The organism is Nocardia sp. NPDC059154, from assembly GCF_042755705.1.
Classification (GTDB): domain Bacteria; phylum Actinomycetota; class Actinomycetes; order Mycobacteriales; family Mycobacteriaceae; genus Nocardia.
Window position 1 is genome coordinate 157307 of sequence record NZ_JBHZCS010000011.1, and the last position, 18230, is coordinate 175536.

General features: G+C 67.8%; 16 protein-coding genes and 1 tRNA gene. 9 read left to right on the forward strand and 8 right to left on the reverse strand.

Translation table 11 applies throughout. The annotated features are described in order from the left end of the window. Positions 1-46: 46 nt before the first annotated feature. A complete protein-coding gene (locus ACFXN1_RS12945) occupies positions 47-181 on the forward strand; it encodes an alpha/beta fold hydrolase (protein ID WP_379444703.1) in 135 nt (44 codons plus the stop codon). Further along, a complete protein-coding gene (locus tag ACFXN1_RS12950) occupies positions 181-618 on the forward strand; it encodes an alpha/beta fold hydrolase (RefSeq protein ID WP_379444702.1) in 438 nt (145 codons plus the stop codon). Before ACFXN1_RS12945 ends, ACFXN1_RS12950 begins: the two co-directional genes overlap by 1 nt. 164 nt (positions 619-782) lie before the next feature. On the opposite strand, the gene ACFXN1_RS12955 is transcribed toward ACFXN1_RS12950, so the two are convergent. Next, positions 783-856: transfer RNA gene (locus tag ACFXN1_RS12955), tRNA-Met, on the reverse strand. 533 nt (positions 857-1389) lie between these two features. Between ACFXN1_RS12955 and ACFXN1_RS12960 the strand changes: the two genes are divergently transcribed. Further along, positions 1390-1929, forward strand: a complete 540-nt coding sequence (locus tag ACFXN1_RS12960; protein ID WP_379445614.1) for a transglycosylase family protein — start codon at positions 1390-1392, stop codon at positions 1927-1929. An 88-nt stretch (positions 1930-2017) separates the two neighbouring features. Here ACFXN1_RS12960 and ACFXN1_RS12965 read toward each other — a convergent pair whose 3' ends face one another. Then, the gene (locus ACFXN1_RS12965) at positions 2018-2878 is read right to left on the reverse strand and encodes an NAD(P)H-binding protein (protein ID WP_379445613.1); all 861 of its coding nucleotides are present in this window, start codon (positions 2876-2878) and stop codon (positions 2018-2020) included. Positions 2879-3012: 134 nt separating this feature from the next. On the opposite strand from ACFXN1_RS12965, the gene ACFXN1_RS12970 reads away from it, so the two are divergent. After that, positions 3013-4137 carry an Lrp/AsnC family transcriptional regulator gene (locus ACFXN1_RS12970; RefSeq protein WP_379445612.1) on the forward strand — a complete coding sequence of 375 codons (1125 nt, stop codon included), beginning with the start codon at positions 3013-3015 and terminating at the stop codon, positions 4135-4137. Between the two features lie 199 nt (positions 4138-4336). On the opposite strand, the gene ACFXN1_RS12975 is transcribed toward ACFXN1_RS12970, so the two are convergent. Further along, positions 4337-7321, reverse strand: coding sequence for a UPF0182 family protein (locus ACFXN1_RS12975; protein ID WP_379445611.1), 2985 nt, complete (start codon positions 7319-7321; stop codon positions 4337-4339). A 179-nt stretch (positions 7322-7500) separates the two neighbouring features. Between ACFXN1_RS12975 and ACFXN1_RS12980 the strand changes: the two genes are divergently transcribed. After that, positions 7501-8109, forward strand: coding sequence for a PPA1309 family protein (locus ACFXN1_RS12980; RefSeq protein WP_379401801.1), 609 nt, complete (start codon positions 7501-7503; stop codon positions 8107-8109). Positions 8110-8115: 6 nt separating this feature from the next. Here ACFXN1_RS12980 and ACFXN1_RS12985 read toward each other — a convergent pair whose 3' ends face one another. Next, a complete protein-coding gene (locus ACFXN1_RS12985) occupies positions 8116-9141 on the reverse strand; it encodes a PDZ domain-containing protein (RefSeq protein WP_379445610.1) in 1026 nt (341 codons plus the stop codon). A gap of 85 nt (positions 9142-9226) precedes the next feature. On the opposite strand from ACFXN1_RS12985, the gene ACFXN1_RS12990 reads away from it, so the two are divergent. The 3 genes from ACFXN1_RS12990 (at position 9227) to ACFXN1_RS13000 (ending at position 13044) form a co-directional block, all read left to right on the forward strand. Beyond that, positions 9227-10639 carry a zinc-dependent metalloprotease gene (locus tag ACFXN1_RS12990; RefSeq protein WP_379445609.1) on the forward strand — a complete coding sequence of 471 codons (1413 nt, stop codon included), beginning with the start codon at positions 9227-9229 and terminating at the stop codon, positions 10637-10639. A 111-nt stretch (positions 10640-10750) separates the two neighbouring features. Then, positions 10751-11611, forward strand: a complete 861-nt coding sequence (locus tag ACFXN1_RS12995) for a TOMM precursor leader peptide-binding protein (protein ID WP_379445608.1) — start codon at positions 10751-10753, stop codon at positions 11609-11611. Positions 11612-11655: 44 nt separating this feature from the next. Continuing rightward, complete coding sequence (locus ACFXN1_RS13000; RefSeq protein ID WP_379445619.1) at positions 11656-13044, forward strand: ABC1 kinase family protein; 1389 nt, start codon at positions 11656-11658, stop codon at positions 13042-13044. 81 nt (positions 13045-13125) lie between these two features. On the opposite strand, the gene ACFXN1_RS13005 is transcribed toward ACFXN1_RS13000, so the two are convergent. The 3 genes from ACFXN1_RS13005 to ACFXN1_RS13015 form a co-directional block, all read right to left on the reverse strand. Beyond that, positions 13126-13467 (reverse strand): WhiB family transcriptional regulator, encoded by a 342-nt coding sequence (locus ACFXN1_RS13005; protein ID WP_379379392.1) that lies wholly within the window; start codon positions 13465-13467, stop codon positions 13126-13128. A 112-nt stretch (positions 13468-13579) separates the two neighbouring features. Next, the gene (locus ACFXN1_RS13010) at positions 13580-13942 is read right to left on the reverse strand and encodes a hypothetical protein (RefSeq protein WP_379445607.1); all 363 of its coding nucleotides are present in this window, start codon (positions 13940-13942) and stop codon (positions 13580-13582) included. Between the two features lie 154 nt (positions 13943-14096). After that, positions 14097-16253 carry an ATP-dependent DNA helicase UvrD2 gene (locus ACFXN1_RS13015; RefSeq protein WP_379445618.1) on the reverse strand — a complete coding sequence of 719 codons (2157 nt, stop codon included), beginning with the start codon at positions 16251-16253 and terminating at the stop codon, positions 14097-14099. A gap of 90 nt (positions 16254-16343) precedes the next feature. Between ACFXN1_RS13015 and ACFXN1_RS13020 the strand changes: the two genes are divergently transcribed. Further along, entirely contained in the window at positions 16344-17561 is a 1218-nt protein-coding gene (locus tag ACFXN1_RS13020) for a low temperature requirement protein A (protein WP_379445606.1), read from the forward strand. Here the strand turns inward: ACFXN1_RS13020 and ACFXN1_RS13025 are convergent. Further along, the gene (locus tag ACFXN1_RS13025; RefSeq protein WP_379445617.1) at positions 17524-17985 is read right to left on the reverse strand and encodes a MarR family winged helix-turn-helix transcriptional regulator; all 462 of its coding nucleotides are present in this window, start codon (positions 17983-17985) and stop codon (positions 17524-17526) included. The two genes, ACFXN1_RS13020 and ACFXN1_RS13025, sit on opposite strands and share 38 nt — an antisense overlap. Positions 17986-18230: the final 245 nt, after the last annotated feature.

Consider the following 18230-nt stretch of genomic DNA (forward strand, 5'->3'; position numbering starts at 1 on the left):
TGCTGAGGAATTCGAGAGGTTCACGAATGATGTAGCGGACTACAGCATGACCGCGTACGTGGACGATGTCGTGGGCCTGCTGGATGTGCTCGGTGCGCCGACCGCGATCCTGGTCGGCCACGACTGGGGCATGCGAACCGCTTGGGCTGCGGCGCCGATGTCGCGCGAACCATGCGCCTGATGCTGTACGGCCTCTCCGGCGACGCGGGTGAGCTGGGTGTGCGCCTGTTGACGACCCTCCCCCGAAACGCGGCGCTGCTCAACGAGATCCCGGAACCACCCGCCCCACTCCCCTGGCTCACCGACGCGGATCTCTCCTACTACATAACCGAGTACCGGCGAACCGGATTCACCGGCGGCCTCAACCGCTCCCGCAACGCCGACCGCGACTGGCACCGACGCCCCACCCTCGGCACCACCGTCCTCCCCCAGCCGATCCTCTTCGCCGGAGGCGCGCTCGACACCGCTGTCCGCTTCAGCGACCTGTCGGTCATGCGCACACTCATCCCGAACCTGCTCGAGCCTCTCGTCATGCCGGGTTGCGGCCACTGGATCCAGCAGGAGCGCCCGGACGAGATCAACGCCGCCAGCCTGGCCTTCCTCGACAAGGTCGGCTGACACAAATTCCGCGCGACTCCCCGCCCGCCCCTGATACCCCGGTGGTGAACCCCGGCCTGGCCTCCTAAGGCGACACACCAGGTTGACTGCTCGCCGGCATGAACGGAGAGACTCGAATATGCGAAAGGGCCCGGAACCTGATGGTTCCGGGCCCTTTCGCTTAGTAGCGGGGACAGGATTTGAACCTGCGACCTCTGGGTTATGAGCCCAGCGAGCTACCGAGCTGCTCCACCCCGCGTCGGTGAACACAACATTACACACGGGCTAGGAGATGCACCAAATCGGCTGGTCAAGCCAGGTTCTGAGGCGGAAGACAGCCGGGTGAGCGAGGGCGGCGGACCGAATCAGACCGGACGGTTGCCCTCAAAGCGGAGTAATCAGGGTGAAAATCTTCCATTTGAGAGTCTCGCGCGCATGTTTGGTCGTTCATTTGGGCATGAAACGTGACCGGAGTCACAAATTCCTGGTGAGTTGAATCACATCACGACCAGATAACAGACCGCTCGGGATTGGCATTTGCAGCATAGCCAACCTGCATCAACACCGTTTTTCGGGTCATTCGCTTCATGCAATTCTGAAGTTATCAAGACGTGATCTGTCGAGATTTACTCGTTATCGTCAGTTGCGGCCCGGATCAAACCTGAGATGGGCTCCGACCCGAACCGCTGCACTCCGGAAACCCTGTCCCGCGGTCGGGCACCCCGACTCCTGGGGACAGGGACACGGCGGAGCATTTGCGCCGGGCCGGTCGGCACAGGGAGGGAAAACACCATGAAACAGAACCGGAAGATCAACACTCGCGTCCTCGGCTTCGCCGCCGTCACCGGCGCACTTGTTGCCGTCCCGTTCGGCTTCACCGCAACCGCCTCCGCCGCCCCGACCCACGACTGGGACGGCGTCGCCCAGTGCGAGAGCGGCGGCAACTGGGGTATCAACACCGGCAACGGCTACTACGGCGGTCTGCAGTTCTCGCAGAGCACCTGGGCCGCCAACGGCGGCGCCGGCCTCGCTTCCAGCGCCAGCAAGACCGAGCAGATCCGCGTGGCCGAGAACGTGCTGTCCACCCAGGGTGCCGGCGCCTGGCCGGTGTGCGGCCAGTACCTGCGCGCGGGCGTCACCGAACCCGAGCCCCAGGCCGCCCCGGAGCCCGCAGCCCCGGCTCCCGTCCCCGCCCTCCCGACCGATCGCCAGGCCGTCATCGACCAGGCCAAGAGCGTTGCCGGCGGCCTCGCCCAGCAGTTCGGCGTGCAGGACCAGTACAACCAGGTCCTCCAGTCCAACGCCGCCCTCATCGAATCCTGGGGCAAATAACCCGAATCTCCTTCCCATACCGGAAGAAATGGAAAGGTGCTGCGTCAATGGCGACGCAGCACCTTTCGCTATTCGGAGGCAACAATTCTTATTGTGCGCCAGTAAATTCCGCACGATTATCGAGAGCCCATTCCTGAAAGGTTCGCGGTGACCGGCCCGTGACCTCCGCGACCGTCGGATGCACCACCGAGGTGAAGGACTCCAGTGCCGTGGCGCGCAGGGCCATGATGGCCGTGGCCAGCTCCGGCTCCACCCCGAAGCGCAGCAGATCCGCCCGCGCCCGGTCGGCCGAGATCTCTTCGAATCGCAGTGGGCGGCCGAGGATTTCGGCGAGGGTCTCGGTCTGCTCGCCCGGGGAGAGCGCCTGCGGACCGGTGACCGTGTAGACCTGACCGGCATGGCGCGCCGGGTCGGCGAGCGCCGCGACAGCGACGGCGGCGATATCGCGCGGATCCACCACCGCGATGCGGCCCTGGCCGAAAGGCGCACGGACGGTGTCGGATTCGCGGATCGAGGGCGCCCAGTGCAGCACGTTGGACATGAATCCCATGGGGCGCACGATGGTCCACTCGACCCCGCTCGCGCGCACCGCGTCCTCGCCGGCGCGATGCCAGGCGGGGATCGGGTCGGTCGCGGCCGCGTCACCGGCTCGCCCCGAGGACAGCTTGACGATGTGCTCAGCCCCCGCAGCCACCGCAGCCCGGGCGAGATTCGCATCGTGTGTGGGGATCTCGGGGCCCGCGCTCGACAGGAAGACGCCGCGGACACCGGTCAGCGCGGCGGGCAGGCTGTCCGCGTCGCCGAGATCGGCGCGCACGACCTCCACACCGGCGGGCAGGCCGGCAGCCTCGGGGCGGCGGGTGACGGCCCGCACCGGCAGACCGTCGGCCAGCAGCCGATCGACCACCGCGCGGCCGACGGTGCCGGTGGCTCCGGTCACGAGAAACATGGGTACTCCGTTCGTCGGTAGGGGCGGGTGTGTCCCGCTCCTTCATCCTGCGAAAGGCGCGGAACAGCGGCTATCCAGTGCCATCAGATTGCGGATATTTTCCGTATCAGCCTGGATCTGCGAGGATTTCTTCCATGCTGGACGAGGTGGATCGCGGCGTTGTCCACGCCCTGCACATCGATGGACGCGCGCCCTTCAACCGCATCGGCGAAGTGCTCGGTGTCTCGACCCAGACCGTCGCCCGCCGCTACCGCCGCCTGCGGGCGGAGTTCGGGCTGCGGGTGGTCGGGCTGCCGGACCCGGGGCGCACCAGCACCACCCAGTGGCTGGTCCGGCTCACCTGCACCCCGACGGCCGCGCGAAAATTGGCGCACGTCTTGGCGAAACGCGGCGACACCAGCTGGGTGATGCTCACCTCCGGCGGCACCGAAATCTTCCTCATTGTCGACGGCCCCGGTCCCGACGCACCCGCGCTGCTGCTCGACGACCTTCCCCGAACCTCGGCGATCACCGGAATTTCCGCGCACTACGTACTGCACACCTACCTCGGCGGCCCGACCGCCTGGCCCGGTCGACTCACCACGCTGGACGCCGAACAACGTCGGAAACTACTGCCACACAACATTTTCAGCCCTGATTCGCCGTCTGCCCCGGCCGCAGCGATCTCTTCCGCCGACAACGGCCACCCGATTGCGACGACCGAGACGCACGGATCAACCGGGCGCGCCGAGATGCACGGCTCAGACTCGTCCGGCGCCGGCCGGCAGCCGAGTTCCCGGGCCGGCGTTCACAAGCCGGTCGCCCCCACCGACGCGCCACTGTTCTCCGCATTGCGTGCCGACGGCCGCGCGACCTTGGCGGACCTGGCTGCCGCCACCGGCTGGTCACAGTCCACGGTGGCGCGGCGCATCGCCGACCTGCGTGCTGCCGGCGCGCTCTATCTGGATGTCGACATCGACGATCGCGTCTTCGGCGTCACCACCCGTGCCCTGCTGTGGGCGACCGTCGCTCCGGGTCAGCTCGATGCGGTCGCCGAATCCCTCTCCCAGCACGAGGAATTGGCGTTCGTCGCCGCCACGACCGGCCGCACCAACCTGATCGCCGAGGCCCTCTGCCCCGACCCGGCCGCACTGCACCGCTATCTGACTCGCCGTCTGGGATCCTTCGACGCCATCCACGCGCTCGAGACCACCCCGGTCCTCTACACGGTCAAGTCGACCGCGCCTCCCACTGCGCTTACCTCTCGGCCGGGTCACTGAAATCTGAAGCGCCCCAGCCACACCGCTGCCTCGGCACGCAACCCGAGCCGGAAGGATGCGCGATACACCCCCGCCCGCAAGGTCGCCGAGGCGCGCGCGGACAACCCCGCGGTCCGCGACCGCACCGCGAGTCATCGAGCCCAGGAATGCGAAAGGCGCTGTCACCCACAGGTGACAGCGCCTCGCGCTGACGGGTCAGTTACCCACCCGTCTTCTCGTAGTTGTTCACGGCGGTCTGCAATTGCTCCAGCGCCTTGCCCAGTTGGCCCAGGTCGCCGGACTTCTGCGCGTCCTGAACCGCCTTCAAGGCGTCGTCGAGTTGCTTGACCGCCGCATCCCTACCGGCGGACCCGGTGACCGGGGGTGTCGCCGGTGTGGTCGGCGGCGTCGCGCCCTGGGCCGGCGGGGTGGCCGCCTGTCCCGGCTGATCGGTTGCGGCGCTGCCGGTTCCGGGCAGCACCTGGTCGAGCGCTTCCTTGACCGTCGATCCGTAGCCGACCTTGTCGCGGTAGCTGGCCAGCACCTTCACCAGCTGCGGGAAGGACGGCGCGTTGGGCCCGCCGGTATTGCGTTCCAGGTACCAGGGTTCGACGTACAGGATGCCGCCGTCACCGACCGGCAGGGTCAGCAGATTGCCGTATTTGATCTTGTTGACATTGCCACCGGTCAGCAGGTTCCGGTCTCGGGACACTTGATCGGCCGTCGTCATGGACGTCTGCGTCTGGCCCGGGCCCGGCGTCTGTGAATCCGCGGGCAGCTTCAAAACGGTGATCTTGCCGTAATTGTCGGGATCCGAATGCGCCTGGATGTAGGCGGACAGGAAGTTCCGCTTGTAACCCACCATCACGCTGGTCAGGTTGAACTGCGACTTACCGGTCTTCGTATCACCGAGCAGGACGTAGTACGGCGGTTGATGCGCCCCGCTGGCCGCGCCCTCCTGGGTCGGATCATTGGGCACCGACCAGAAGGCGTTGTTGGTGAAGAACTCTCGCGGATCGTCCACGTGGTACTTCGCCAGCATCTCGCGCTGCACCTTGAACAGGTCCTCCGGGTAGCGGAAGTGCGCGCGCAGCTCGTCGGAGATGGCGCTCTCCGGCTTCACCGCGTTCGGGAACACACCCATCCACGCCTTCAGCACCGGATCGGTCTTGTCCACCTCGTACAGGCTGACGGTGCCGTCGTACGCATCGACGGTGGCCTTCACCGAGTTCCGGATGTAGGAGACCTCCTTGCGGGGTAGTAGACGCCCCGTGGTCTGGTCGATGGAGTCCTCGACGACGCCGTCCAGCGAGGTCTTCTGCGCGTACGGGAAGTTGTCGAGGGTGGTGTAGGCGTCCACGATCCAGACGATGCGGCCCTTCACCACGGCCGGGTACACATCCCCGTCGGCGGTCAGCCACGGCGCCACCTGGGTGACGCGGTCGCGCGGATTGCGATTGAAGATGATCTTCGAATCCGGTCCGATGGCGCCCGAGAACAGGATGTTGCGCTCGGCGTACTTGGCCGCGAAGGCCAGCCGGTTGAACCAGTTGCCGAGCGGCACGCCGCCCGCGCCGTCGTAGGTGAACTGGTCGGTGGGGGTGTCGTATTCGCGCTTGGGCTGGTTGTTGCTGCCCACGATCGCGTAGTCGGCATCCGACTTGGAGATCAGCTCGCCGTAGTAGATGCGCGGCTGATCGACCGGGATGGCCTCCTTGGCCTTGTCGGTGAACAGGTCGCTGACCGTGGACAGGTCGCCGACATTGAACACCGGATAGCCGTAGCCGCCACCGGAATCGCTGCCCGCGGACTGCCCGGCCTGCTGGGATTCCTTGGGCGGGGCCGCGTTCACCTTGTTGGCGGGCGAGGCCACGAAGCCGTTGCCGTGCGTGTACACGGTGTGCTTGTTGATCCAGTCGGTCTGGTTACCGGACAGGTTCTGCGGCTGCAGCTCGCGCGCGGCGACGATGTAATCGCCCATCTCACCATTGATGGTGTAGCGGTCGATGTCCAGCGGGTCCGGGAAGCCGTAGAAGTTCTGCAGCTGCAGGTTGCGCTGAATGAAGGTCTGGGTCAGCAGGTTCGGGTCCAGCAGCCGGATGTTCTTGATGGTCTGCTGGTCGGCGGGCACCGCGACCGGGTCCTTGGTCGCCTCACCCTTGTAGTTGACGTACTCGACCTTGTCGGAGGTGAGCCCGTAGGCCTCGCGGGTGGCCTCGATATTGCGCTCGATGTAGGCCTGTTCCTTGGTGGCCGCGTTCGGGCGCACCGAGAACTGCTCCACCAGCAGCGGCCACACCGCGCCCACCAGCACCGAGGACAGCACCAGCAGCGCCGCCGCCATGGCCGGAATCCGCAGGTCGCGCAGCACGACTCCGGCGAAGAAGGCGATGGCGCAGATGACCGCGATGGACAGCAGGATCAGCTTGGCCGGCAGCACCGCGTTGATATCGGTGTAGGAGCCACCGGTGAAGGTCGGCTCCTTGCGGGTGCTCGACAGCAGCGCGTAGCGGTCCAGCCAGTACGCGACCGCCTTGAGCAGCACGAAGAGTCCGGCCAGGATGGCCAGCTGCACGCGCGCCGAGGTGCTCAGCGTGCCCTCACGGCCGGACAGCCGCAGCCCGCCGAAGACGTAGTGCGCCACCAGGTTCGCGAAGAAGGCGATCACCACGGAGACGAACAGCCAGTTCAGCACCATCCGATAGAACGGCAGATCGAAGGCGTAGAAGCCGACGTCCAGATGGAACTGCGGATCCTTGACCCCGAAGGAGCTGCCGTGCAGGAACAGCTGCACCGTCACCCAGCTCGACTGCGCCACCAGACCCGACAGCACGCCGATGAGCACCGGGATGCCGATACCGAACAGACGCAGCCGGCTCATCACCGTGGTCCGGTAGCGGGCGATCGGATCGGCGGGTCCGTTCGCCGGCACGAAGACCGGACGCGACCGGTACGCCAGCAGTAGCGCCAGCCAGATGATGACGGCCACGACCACCGCGACCACCAGGAACAACAGGATCCGGGTGAACAGCACGGTGGTGTAGACGTTGCGGAATCCCACCTCCCCGAACCACAACCAGTTGGTGTAGGCGTCGGTGAGCCGGGGCCCGACCAGTAACAGGGCGGCCAGCACCAGCGCAGTGACGAGCAGAATGCGGCTGCGTCGCGACAGCGAAGGTAAGCCGGTCGGGGGGCGCATGCCCACGATGCCACTCTCCCAGGTCCGGCGACGCCCCGGCCGGGATACCGGCACGCAGCGTCGCAGTCCGATGATGCGAGTTGGTCCCAGGGGACCGTTCGCGCCCCACTCTACGTAAAACGCCCGCCGCGCGGCCCAACACCTGCCGCGTACGCCGGACACGAGCGGGATGCGAGGATTGCCGGGTGAATCCTGAGCAGTGGGCGGCCTCGGCCCTGTACCGGTGTATCCGGGAAGTCGCGGAATATGTCGACGGCGAGGGCTGGGACCGCCCTCCGCAGATGTTCGCCCTGGTACCGACCGCGGATCTGGCCGCCGCCGAACCCGGACTGCTGGATCAGCTGGACGAGCAGGACGCCCTGACTCCCATTGCGCAGGAACCCTTCCCCGAGGACATCGCGGGCGAGGCCGACGCCATGGCGCTCGACGAGTTCCTCGCCACCACCAGCTGGCCGCCGTCGGTCGCGGGCTGTGTGCTCGTACAGCAGATCGTGGTGCTGCCGCCGGCCGCCGAGCAGACCCTCGACGATGCCATCGCTCCCCTGCTCGCCGACCGCGACGCCGCCGACCAGGCCGCCCGCCGCGCGGCCATGACCCACGCCGAGCGCCGCGACGCCCGCCTGTTCGTCGGCGTCCTGCGCGACGGCACCTCGCTGTCGCTGCTGCAGGTCCGCCCCAGCGATGAGGACGAGGATCCCTTCGCCGACCTCGATCTGCGCACCGCCCCCAACCTCGCACCGAATCTCGTCGAAGCCCTGCGCCACACGCTGGAGAACGATCCCGACGACTTCTGAACGAGGTCAGCCGCAGCTGGTGACTTCCTTGCCCGCGTTGATGTCCTCGAGCGATTGGACTGCGCCGGACAGGTTTTCGACCTTGACCAGGCGCAGGCCCGCGGGCGTGCGCTGAGCGGCCTCGTTGCAGTTGGCGGCGGGGACCATGAAGGTCTCGGCGCCGGCTTCGCGGGCGGCGATCATCTTGTACTGGATGCCGCCGATCGGGCCGACCTTGCCGTCGGGGTCGATGGTGCCGGTGCCCGCGACGAACTTGCCGCCGGACAGGTCACCGGTGGTGAGCTTGTCGATGAGGGCCAGGGTGAACATGAGGCCCGCCGACGGGCCGCCGATCTCGCCGAGGTTGAAGTCGACCTTGATCGGGCCCTTGTTGATCTCGTCGGGAGTGATGCCGAGGTAGCCCTTGCCGGAATCGTCGGGGCGCGCGCCCAGGGTGATCTCGGCGGTCTGCTCGACGCCGTCGCGGCGGACCACCACGGGGACGGTGGTGCCGGGCTTGGCCGAGGAGACCGCGGTCACAACGTCTTTGGTGGTGGCGATCGGCTTACCGTCGATGCTGACGATCTCGTCGCCTTTCTTCAGCATGTCCTTGGCCGGGCCGTCGTCGGCGACATTCGCCAGCCGCACCGCGGTCGGCAGCTTCAAATAGTTGAGGGCCGCCAATTCCGCGGAGTCCTCGGAATCCTTGAACTGCTGCTGATTGGATTTGTCGACATCATCACGCGACTGTCCCGGCGGGTAGACCTCCGCGCGCGGCACCAAACCGTGCTGGCCGTCGATCCACAAGCCGATCGCCTCGAAAATATTCAGCCGATCGCGAACGGAGACGGTCGTCATATTGAGATTGCCGGACACCGGTTTCACCGCCGCGCCCTGCACGTCGACCACCTGTTTTCCGTCGACTTCGCCCAGCGTATTGAAGGTCGGCCCTGGTCCGAGCGCCACGAACGGAACGGTGACGACACTGCCCAGTATGCCCAGCGCCAGAATCGGGATCAGAGCGGCGAGCAGGGTGAATATCCGACGGTTCACGCGGCCAAGGGTACTGGTCATCGAGGCCATTGCCGCGCTCCGCTCGGCGGTTCGCGTGATCCGCGGCTCCAGTACCGTAGTGGGTATGAGTGATTTTCCGTTCGGATTCTCGAATCGCGACGACGATCCGGAGCGCAAGCCCGGGGACGAGTCCAGCGATTCTGGTGCGAACAACCCGTTCGGATTCGCCATGGGCGGTCCGGGCGGCGGCGGATTCGATCCCTCGCAACTCGGTCAGATGCTGACGCAGCTGGGTGCCATGTTCTCGAGCATGGGACAGCCGGGCGCACAGACCGGTCCGGTCAATTACGACATCGCCAAGCGGCTGGCCCGCCAGCAGCTCGGGTCCAGTGTCCCGCCCGTCTCGGCCGGCGCGCAGCGCGCGGTCGCCGACGCGGCGCACCTGGCGGAGCTGTGGCTCGACGCCGCCACCACCTTCCCCGCGGGCGCGACCAAGACCGTCGCGTGGACCGCCAACGACTGGATCGAGGAGACGCTGCCCACCTGGAAGCGGCTGTGTGATCCGGTGGCCGAACAGGTTTCGGGCATGTGGACCGCCACACTCCCGGCCGAGGCCAAGGAATTCGCGGCGCCGATGTTCGGAATGCTCGGCCAGATGGGCGGACTCGCATTCGGTTCGCAGCTGGGCCAGGCTCTGGGCCAGCTCGCCAAGGAGGTACTGACCTCCACCGACATCGGCCTGCCGCTGGGTCCCGACGGCACCGCGGCGCTGCTGCCCGCGGCCATCTCGGAATTCAGCGCCGGGCTCGAGCAGCCGGAGAGCGAGATCCTGGTCTACCTGGCCGCCCGCGAGGCCGCGCACCAGCGGCTGTTCGCGCACGTGCCGTGGCTGCGCCAGCAGGTGCTGGGCGCGGTCGAGGACTATGCGCGCGGCATCAAGATGGACTTCTCGGCCATCGAGCAGGCCGCCCAGAACCTGGATCCCATGGCGCTGGCGCAGGATCCGTCGAAGCTGGAAGAGCTGCTGTCGCAGGGCACGTTCGAACCGCAGACCACCCCCGAGCAGAAGGCCGCGCTGGAGCGACTGGAGACGCTGCTGGCCTTGATCGAGGGCTGGGTGGAGACCGTGGTCACCGACGCCGTGGGCGATCGGCTGCCCGGTGCGGGCGCGCTGGCCGAGACGCTGCGCCGTCGTCGCGCCACCGGCGGGCCGGCCGAGCAGACCTTCGCCACTCTCGTCGGCCTGGAGCTGCGGCCGCGCAAGGTGCGCGAGGCCGCGGCGCTGTGGCGGCGGCTGACCACCGACGCCGGGCTGGAGAAGCGCGACGGCGTGTGGGCGCACCCGGACCTGCTGCCCGACTCCTCCGACCTGGACGCCCCGGCGGGCTTCATCGATTCGGTGCTGGGCGGCGGCGCGGCGGTGTTCGACGATCCGCTGGCGCAGCTGGCCGAGACGGAGGCGCGGGAGCGCGCCGAAAAGGAAGGCAAGGGCGAGGATGCTACCGGCGACAAGCCCGAGGGCGACGCCACCGCCTGACCTGTGGATGGGTGCAAGACCCTGACCCGAGTTGTGGACAACCCGTGAAAGCGCTGATGAACAAGCGTTTTCGCGGGTTTCGGCATTTCCGGGAGCATGCACGCTGATGGCATGACGACTGTGCTGCCGACCCGTGGACCGATGCTCCATCCCCGAATCACCGTGCTGGTGCGCCCGAATGGCGCGGTCCAGCTCGGCTGGGATCCCGAGCACGCGGTCATCCTGCAACCGCCGGGGCCGATCGAGGCGGTGCCCGCGCTGCTGCGGCTACTGGACGGGTCCCGCACCGAGGCCGAGATTCTCCGGCAGGCCCGGGAATTGGGATTCGGGACCGGTATCGCGCAGTCGCTGCTCGAGCAGATGGCGGCCGCGGAGCTACTGGCCGCGGATGAGCCGCGGGCACGATTGCGGAAGGTGCGGGTCCACGGCCGCGGGCCGCTGGCGGACGCACTGCTGGACGGCCTGCGCCGAATCGGCTTGCGGGCCAAGCACTCCCACGCGCGCTGCGGAGAGCCGGGCATCGAGAGTCTGGAGGCGGATCGGCCGGATCTGCTCGTGCTGTCCGACACCCTGGTCCCGGATCCGGCCCTGGTGGCCGCGCTCATGCGCCGCCGCATTCCCCATCTGCAGGTCCGGATCCGCGATGGGCGCGGGATCGTCGGCCCGCTGGTGCTGCCGGGCGAAACCGGTTGCCTGCGTTGCGCGGACATATATCGCGCCGAGTCCGAACCGGCGTGGCCGCAACTGGCGGCGCAGTTGCTGGGGCGGGTCGGGTACGCATCCCCGGCGGGGGTGGCCATGACCGCGGCGCTGGCGCTGAAGGAGATCGAGACCGTGTCCTTCGGCCGGGCGGAGCGGCCACCGGCCACGCTGCATGCCACGCTCGAATTGGATCCGGAGATTCCGCACCTGGATCGGCGTCCGTGGCCCGTCCATCCGAACTGCGGTTGCCATGAAAGCGCGGTGGTGTGATGGAAACCACTATCGCCGCCAACCCGGAAGAACACCCCAATCCCATGGCGGACCGTCTGGGACATCGGCATGATGGGAACGTGTCAGAGATTGTGAGCAAGCGCTCTTCCCGCAATGCCAAGCTGGCCAAGATTCCACTCGGCATCGCAGGGCGGGCGGCCGTGGGTTTCGGCCGCAAACTTGCCGGGGGAGACAAGCAGGAGATCAACGCCGAGCTGAATCAGAAGGCCGCCGAACAGCTCTTCGCCGTGCTCGGTGAGCTCAAGGGCGGCGCCATGAAGTTCGGTCAGGCGCTGTCGGTGATGGAGGCCGCCGTCCCGGAGGAGTTCGGCGAGCACTATCGCGAGGCGCTCACCAAGCTGCAGGCCGCCGCGCCGCCCATGCCGGCCGCGGCCGTGCACCGGCAACTGGACCAGCAGCTGGGAACCGGCTGGCGGCAACGCTTCCGGGAATTCGACGACGCGCCCACCGCCTCGGCCAGCATCGGCCAGGTGCACAAGGCGATCTGGTCCGACGGCCGGGTGGTCGCGGTGAAGGTGCAGTACCCGGGCGCCGACGAGGCGCTGCGGGCCGATCTCAAGACGCTCAACCGGATGGCGGGCATGATGAGCGCGCTCATTCCGGGCGCGGACATCAAGCCGATCCTCGCCGAGATCAGTGAGCGCACCGAGGAGGAGCTGGACTACCGGATCGAGGCCGGGCATCAGCGCCAGTTCGCCCGGGCCTACGAGGGGCACCCGCGCTTCCTGGTGCCGAAGGTGGTGGCCAGCGCACCGAAGGTGATCGTCACCGAGTGGCTGGACGATGCCACCCCGGTCTCGAAGATCATTCAGCGCGGCATGGCGGACCCGGCCGGCACGGTCGACCTGCGCAATCGGACGGCCTCGCTGATGGGCGAATTCCATTTCAGCTCACCGTCGATCGCGGGCCTGCTGCACGCCGATCCGCATCCGGGCAACTTCATGGTGCTCGAGGACGGCCGCCTCGCGGTCATCGACTACGGTGCCTGCGCTCCCCTGCCCAATGGCTTCCCCAAGATCCTGGGCCAGATGGTGGCGCTCGAGGTCCAGCAGCGTTACGACGAACTGACGGCGCTGCTGCACGACAACGGCTGGGTCATCCCGGGCAAGACCGTGAGCATCCAGGAGATCCAGGATTACCTGCGACCCTTCACCGACCCCATCAAAACCGAAACCTTCCACTTCACCCGCCGGTGGATGCAGCGCGTGGCGGGCAAGGCCACCGACATCTCCAACGCCGACATGATGAAAACCGCTCGCTCCCTGCAACTCCCGGCGGAACACGTGATGATCTTCCGAGTCCTCGGCGGCTCGGTAGGGATCTGCGCCCAGCTCGACGCCGAAATCCCCTTCATGAAGCTCATGAACGACTGGGTCCCCGGCTACGTCGAGACCCTCCGCGCCGCGAGCTGAATTCCCCTGCGACGCAAAACGACCCGCCTACCGTCTGGTAAGCGGGTCGTATGCGTTCTACTCCCCCGGAAGCCGGGGCGGTCATGCCACCGCGACCTTGCGCGGGCGGCCACGCGGGCGCTTGCGGGCGATCACGACACCCTGGTCGAAGATCTCACCGCCCCAGACACCCCAGGGCTCACCGCGATCCAGTGCGGCCGACAGGCAGCCCTGGCGGATCGGGCAGGACGCGCACAGCGCCTTCGCCTCTTCCAGCTGGGCGGGGGCCTCGGCGAACCAGAGGTCCGGGTTGCCGACTCGGCAGGGCAGGGTGATGGTGACTCCCCGGCGGGTGCGGGTCGTCGTGTTGGCCACGGTGTTGCGGCATGTCACTCGTTCACGGATGACCGTGGTGGACACGTCGGGCTCCTTCAGCTCGTGCATCGGTCGTTCGGTGTTTCGCGAAACCGGTGCCGGTGGCTGCAGGGCCGATAAAACTTTGGCCACGGTTTCGCGGGGTTCGCGATCCGTGGCCAGGAGGTCTGGGAGTGATTCCCTACCTGAGTCGACTTCGGTGTCGACTCCTGATCACGGTCGCTGGGTCGGTAGTGCGGGGACGGGCTGCCAGCAGATGCACCGGACGCTCGGTTCCGGTTGCGACTGCGAGGGTTTCGACGGCCGCGTACACGGCGGCCGGGTGCCAGTCACCCTTGGGCTTGTCCTGCTTGATCACGATCTGCTGATCCGCTTGGGCTTTGCTTGCAAAGACCTGAAGACCAAGATCGCCATTCACGCCGGACATACGAATCCCCTTGGGCGCGAGGGCCCCCCGGGAGACGGACACGACGGACATGACGCATGCCGTCGCCGGACGGCCGGCGATGCTGCCGGTCGAAACGAAGCTCGAAATGTTGTTCATCGGTCTGCCTCCCTCCTTCACTCGTATGCGATCAGTGCTTGGAACACGCGGGTTCTTCCCCGGTGCGTGAGAACCACACTAGGTATCTATACGGATGCACACAACCTATTTTTGACCTGCGGTTTTAGGGGCTTGCGCACATTCTTCGCACGGACTAGGAAGAGTCCCGCAGCCGCGATCGGACGATCGCGAGGACATCCGCGCCGTATGTCTGCAGTTTTTTGGCCCCGATGCCGGGGATCGCCACCAGGGCTCGGTCGTCGGCCGGGCGCTGTTCGGCGATGGCGGTCAGGGTCGTATCGCTGAACACCACAAAATGTGGCAGTGACAGTTCCTCGGCCTTCTCGCGCCGCCATTCCTTCAGTGCCTCGAGCAGTTCCGGGTCGATGTCGGCGGGGCAGCGGGAGCAGCGGCCGAGCATGGTGGCCTGCGTATTCAGCAGCGGCCGACCGCAAATGCGGCAGGTCGGGTGGACGCGCTTGGGACCGTTGCGGCGTTCGGTGGTGTGGGCGGCGATGCGCGAGGCCGGGGAGTCGTCGGGGACCAGGCCGATGAGGAAACGGGAGCGGCGGCGCACCTTGCGGCCGCCCGCGGAACGGGCCAGGGCCCAGGACAATTGGAGGTGTTCCCGGGCGCGGGTGACGCCGACGTAGAGCAGGCGGCGCTCCTCCTCGAGGGCGGCCTCGTCGGAAACCGTTGCGTCCGGGCCGAGTACGTGCTGGATGGGCAGGGTGCCGTCGGCCAGGCCGACCAGGAAGACGGCGTCCCACTCCAGACCCTTGGCAGCGTGCAGCGAGGCCAGGGTGATGCCCTGCACGGTCGGTGGGTGCCGGGCCTCGGCGCGGGCGGCCAGCTCACGCAGCAGGCCGGTCAGTTCCAGGTCCGGATCCTGTTCGGCGAGTTCCTCGGTGAGCTGGACCAGCGCCATCAGCGAGGACCAGCGTTCGCGGGCCTGGGCGCCGACCGGCTCCTCCCTGGTGAGCCCGACCTGGGCCAGCGCCGCGCGCACCAGGGTGACCAGCTTCTCGCCGCGGGCATCGGGCAGGTCGTCGCGATTGGCGGCCGTGCGCAACGCCGACACCGCCTGCCGCACCTCTGGCCGGTGGAAGAAGCCCTCGCCGCCGCGCACCTGATACGGGATGCCCGCCTCGGTGAGCGCCTGCTCGTAGACCTCCGATTGCGCGTTGATGCGGTAGAGGATCGCGATTTCCGCTGCGGGAACACCGTTTCCGAGCAGTTTGGCGACCGCCTTGGCGACGGCGGCGGCCTCGGCGGGCTCGTCGTCGAATTCGGCGAAGGTTGGTTCCGGACCGTCGGCGCGCTGGCCGATGAGCTGCAGCCGGGTGCCCGCGATGCGGCCGCGGGCCGCACCGATCACCCGGTTGGCCAGCGACACCACCTGCGGGGTGGAGCGATAGTCGCGTTCCAGGCGGACGACGGTGGCGTCGGGGAAGCGGCGGGAGAAGTCGAGCAGATAGGCCGGGCTGGCCCCGGTGAAGGAGTAGATGGTCTGGTTGGCGTCGCCGACCACGGTCAGGTCGTCGCGATCGCCGAGCCAGGCGTCGAGCACCCGCTGCTGCAGCGGGGTGACGTCCTGGTACTCGTCCACCACGAAACACCGGTAGCGGCCGCGGAACTCCTCGGCCACCGACGAATACTCCTCGAGCGCGGCCGCGGTGTGCAGCAGCAGATCGTCGAAATCGAGCAGCAGCCCGTCGGGGGTGTTCTTCAGGGCCTCGTAGTAGGTGTAGACCGCCGAGACCTTCTTCGCCTCGTAGGGCACATCGCGGTGGCGGCGGGCCGCCTCACCCGCATAGTCCTCGGGCGCGACGAGCGAGCCCTTGGCCCATTCGATCTCACTGATCAGATCACGCAGGCTGTCGGTGTCGGTGGGCAGCCCGGCCCGGCCGGCGGCCTGGGCCACGATGGGAAACTTGCCGTCGATCAGCCGCCACGGCACATCGCCGACCACCTGGGGCCAGAAGTATTTGAGCTGCCGCAGCGCGGCGGCGTGGAAGGTCCGCGCCTGCACCTGCCCGGCCTCACCGCTCAAACCCAGTGCCCGCAGCCGATTCCGCAGCTCCCCCGCCGCGCGGGCGGTGAAGGTCACCGACAGCACCTGGTCGGCGCGCACATGCCCGGCCGAGACCAGGTGCGCAATGCGATGGGTGATGGTGCGCGTCTTGCCGGTGCCCGCGCCCGCCAGCACACAGACCGGTCCCCGGGGTGCGCGCACGGCCGCGGCCTGCTCGGCATCGAGGTCGTCGAGCCGGAGCTGGGCCTGGGTGGTCGCGGCAGTCACGCGCTCCATCATGACAGTGCCCTCCGACAGGTGTGGTGGCCCTCGGCGTGGTGGCACGGAAACTGGACGGTTGAGAAAAAGTCCGGTTAGCGTGCGGACGTGGTCGACGAGACGCGGGAGACGCATGAGACGCACGAACGTCATGCGAGTTGGATGGAATTGTTCTTCGACCTGGTGGCGGTCGCCGGGATCGGCCAGCTGACGCACCTGCTGCACCGCGGTCCGTCACTCGGCGACTTCGGGCTGTACGTGGTGCTCTACCTGGCGTTCTGGATGGTCTGGGCGTGCATCACGCTGTACGGCAATATCGCTCGGGACCAGGCGCGGGTGGTACTGATGCTGTCGGCCATGCTGGGCCTGGGGCTGATGGCCGCGGCCGTCCCAGGCATTCCCGACCGGCACGCCACCACCTTCGCGGCGGTCTACGTACTGGTGCGGCTCGGGTCCGAACATCTGTGGGGTCGCGGCAAGATCGTGGTCGACTGGCCGACGGTGCAGCTCACCATCGGCGTGTACCCGTGGATCATCTCGCTGTGGGTGGGCGAACCGGCGAAGTACTGGCTGTGGGCCGCGGGCCTGGCGCTGGATCTGTGGATCATGTTCGCGGTCAGCGGCGAGCAGATGCTGGCCGAGGCCCGCAAGCGGCTGCGCGCCCGATTGCAGCGGGCCGAGCGCAGCCCGCGCTTCGATCCCGATCGAGTGCCGGAAATGGAAGCGGTGCACGCGGATCCGGCGCACCTGGGTGAGCGGCTCGGGCTGTTCGTGATCATCGTGCTCGGCGAGGGTGTCATCGGCATCATCACCGCGCTGGGTGGACAACTGTGGACCGCCGCAGTGCTGGGCCTGGCCTTCGCCGCGTTCGTGATCCTGGCCGGGCTGTGGGCGCTGACCCTCCTGTTCGGTTTCGTGCCGCGCCTGATGACCGAGTCGGTCGCCGCGGCCGACGAACCGTGGCAGCGCATCATGCTCACGCACTGCGGCATCACCGGCGGCCTGGCCGCCCTCGCCGCCGGCCTGGGTCTGGCGATGGATCACCCCCACGGACATCTGAGCACCGGTGTCGGCTGGGCGTTGTGCGGCAGTGCCGCATGCTATTTCGCGGTCGTCGGCCTGAGCGGCGTGCGCAGTGGCGCGGGTTGGCGGTGGACCCTGGCCTGGCCGCTGCCCTGCACGCTGCTCGCCGTGCTCCTCGGCCTGTTCGCCTCACATCTGACGGCCCTGCCCCTGGTCTGCGCGGTGGCGGTGCTGGTGCTCTGGCCGCTGCTGTGGGAGACCTGGACTAGCCGCGGTCGCGGAGTTGGCGTAATGCCGCGGTGAAGCGGGGGGTGCGGTCGCCGAGGGGGGCGAAGAAGTCGCGGTCACAGGTTTCGACGGCGCCGATGGCCCGATTGACCAGGGCCGCACCGGATTCGGTGGGAACGAGGGATTTGGCGCGGCGGTCGGTGGGGTGATCGCGCCGTTCCAGCAGGCCCTTCTGTTCCAGGGTGCGCAGCACCTGGGAGGTCATCATGGGGTCGGTGGCGGCGTGGTCGGCGAGGTCGCGCTGGGTGACGGGATCGCCGCCCGACCGGCTGGTGAGCCAGGTCAGGGAGGCGAGCAGGACGAATTGGACGTGGGTCAGGTCGAAGGGGGCCAGTGCCGCGCGTTGCGCGGCCTGCCAGCGGTTGGTCACCTGCCAGAGCAAGAGACCGGGGCTTTCGTCGGCGTGCTCGAATTCGGTGCGCAGTCCGTCATTCGCCATCACTGCCCGACCATAGCGCGGGAGATGAGGTCGAAATCGTGGGCGGTGAGCTCGACCAGGCCGCGGCGCAGCACGATCCCCCAGTTGGGGACGCTGGTCAGGTCGAGCTCGGTGCGCAGGTCGTCGATGGGGACCTGGCGGGCCGGGGGGGTGTGGGCGGACGCAGGGCGTCAGAGGGGGGAGGAGGAGCACCGTTTTTTTTCCCTTCCGGTCGGGGCTGCGGTTGGAGGTTCGATTGGGGTGGG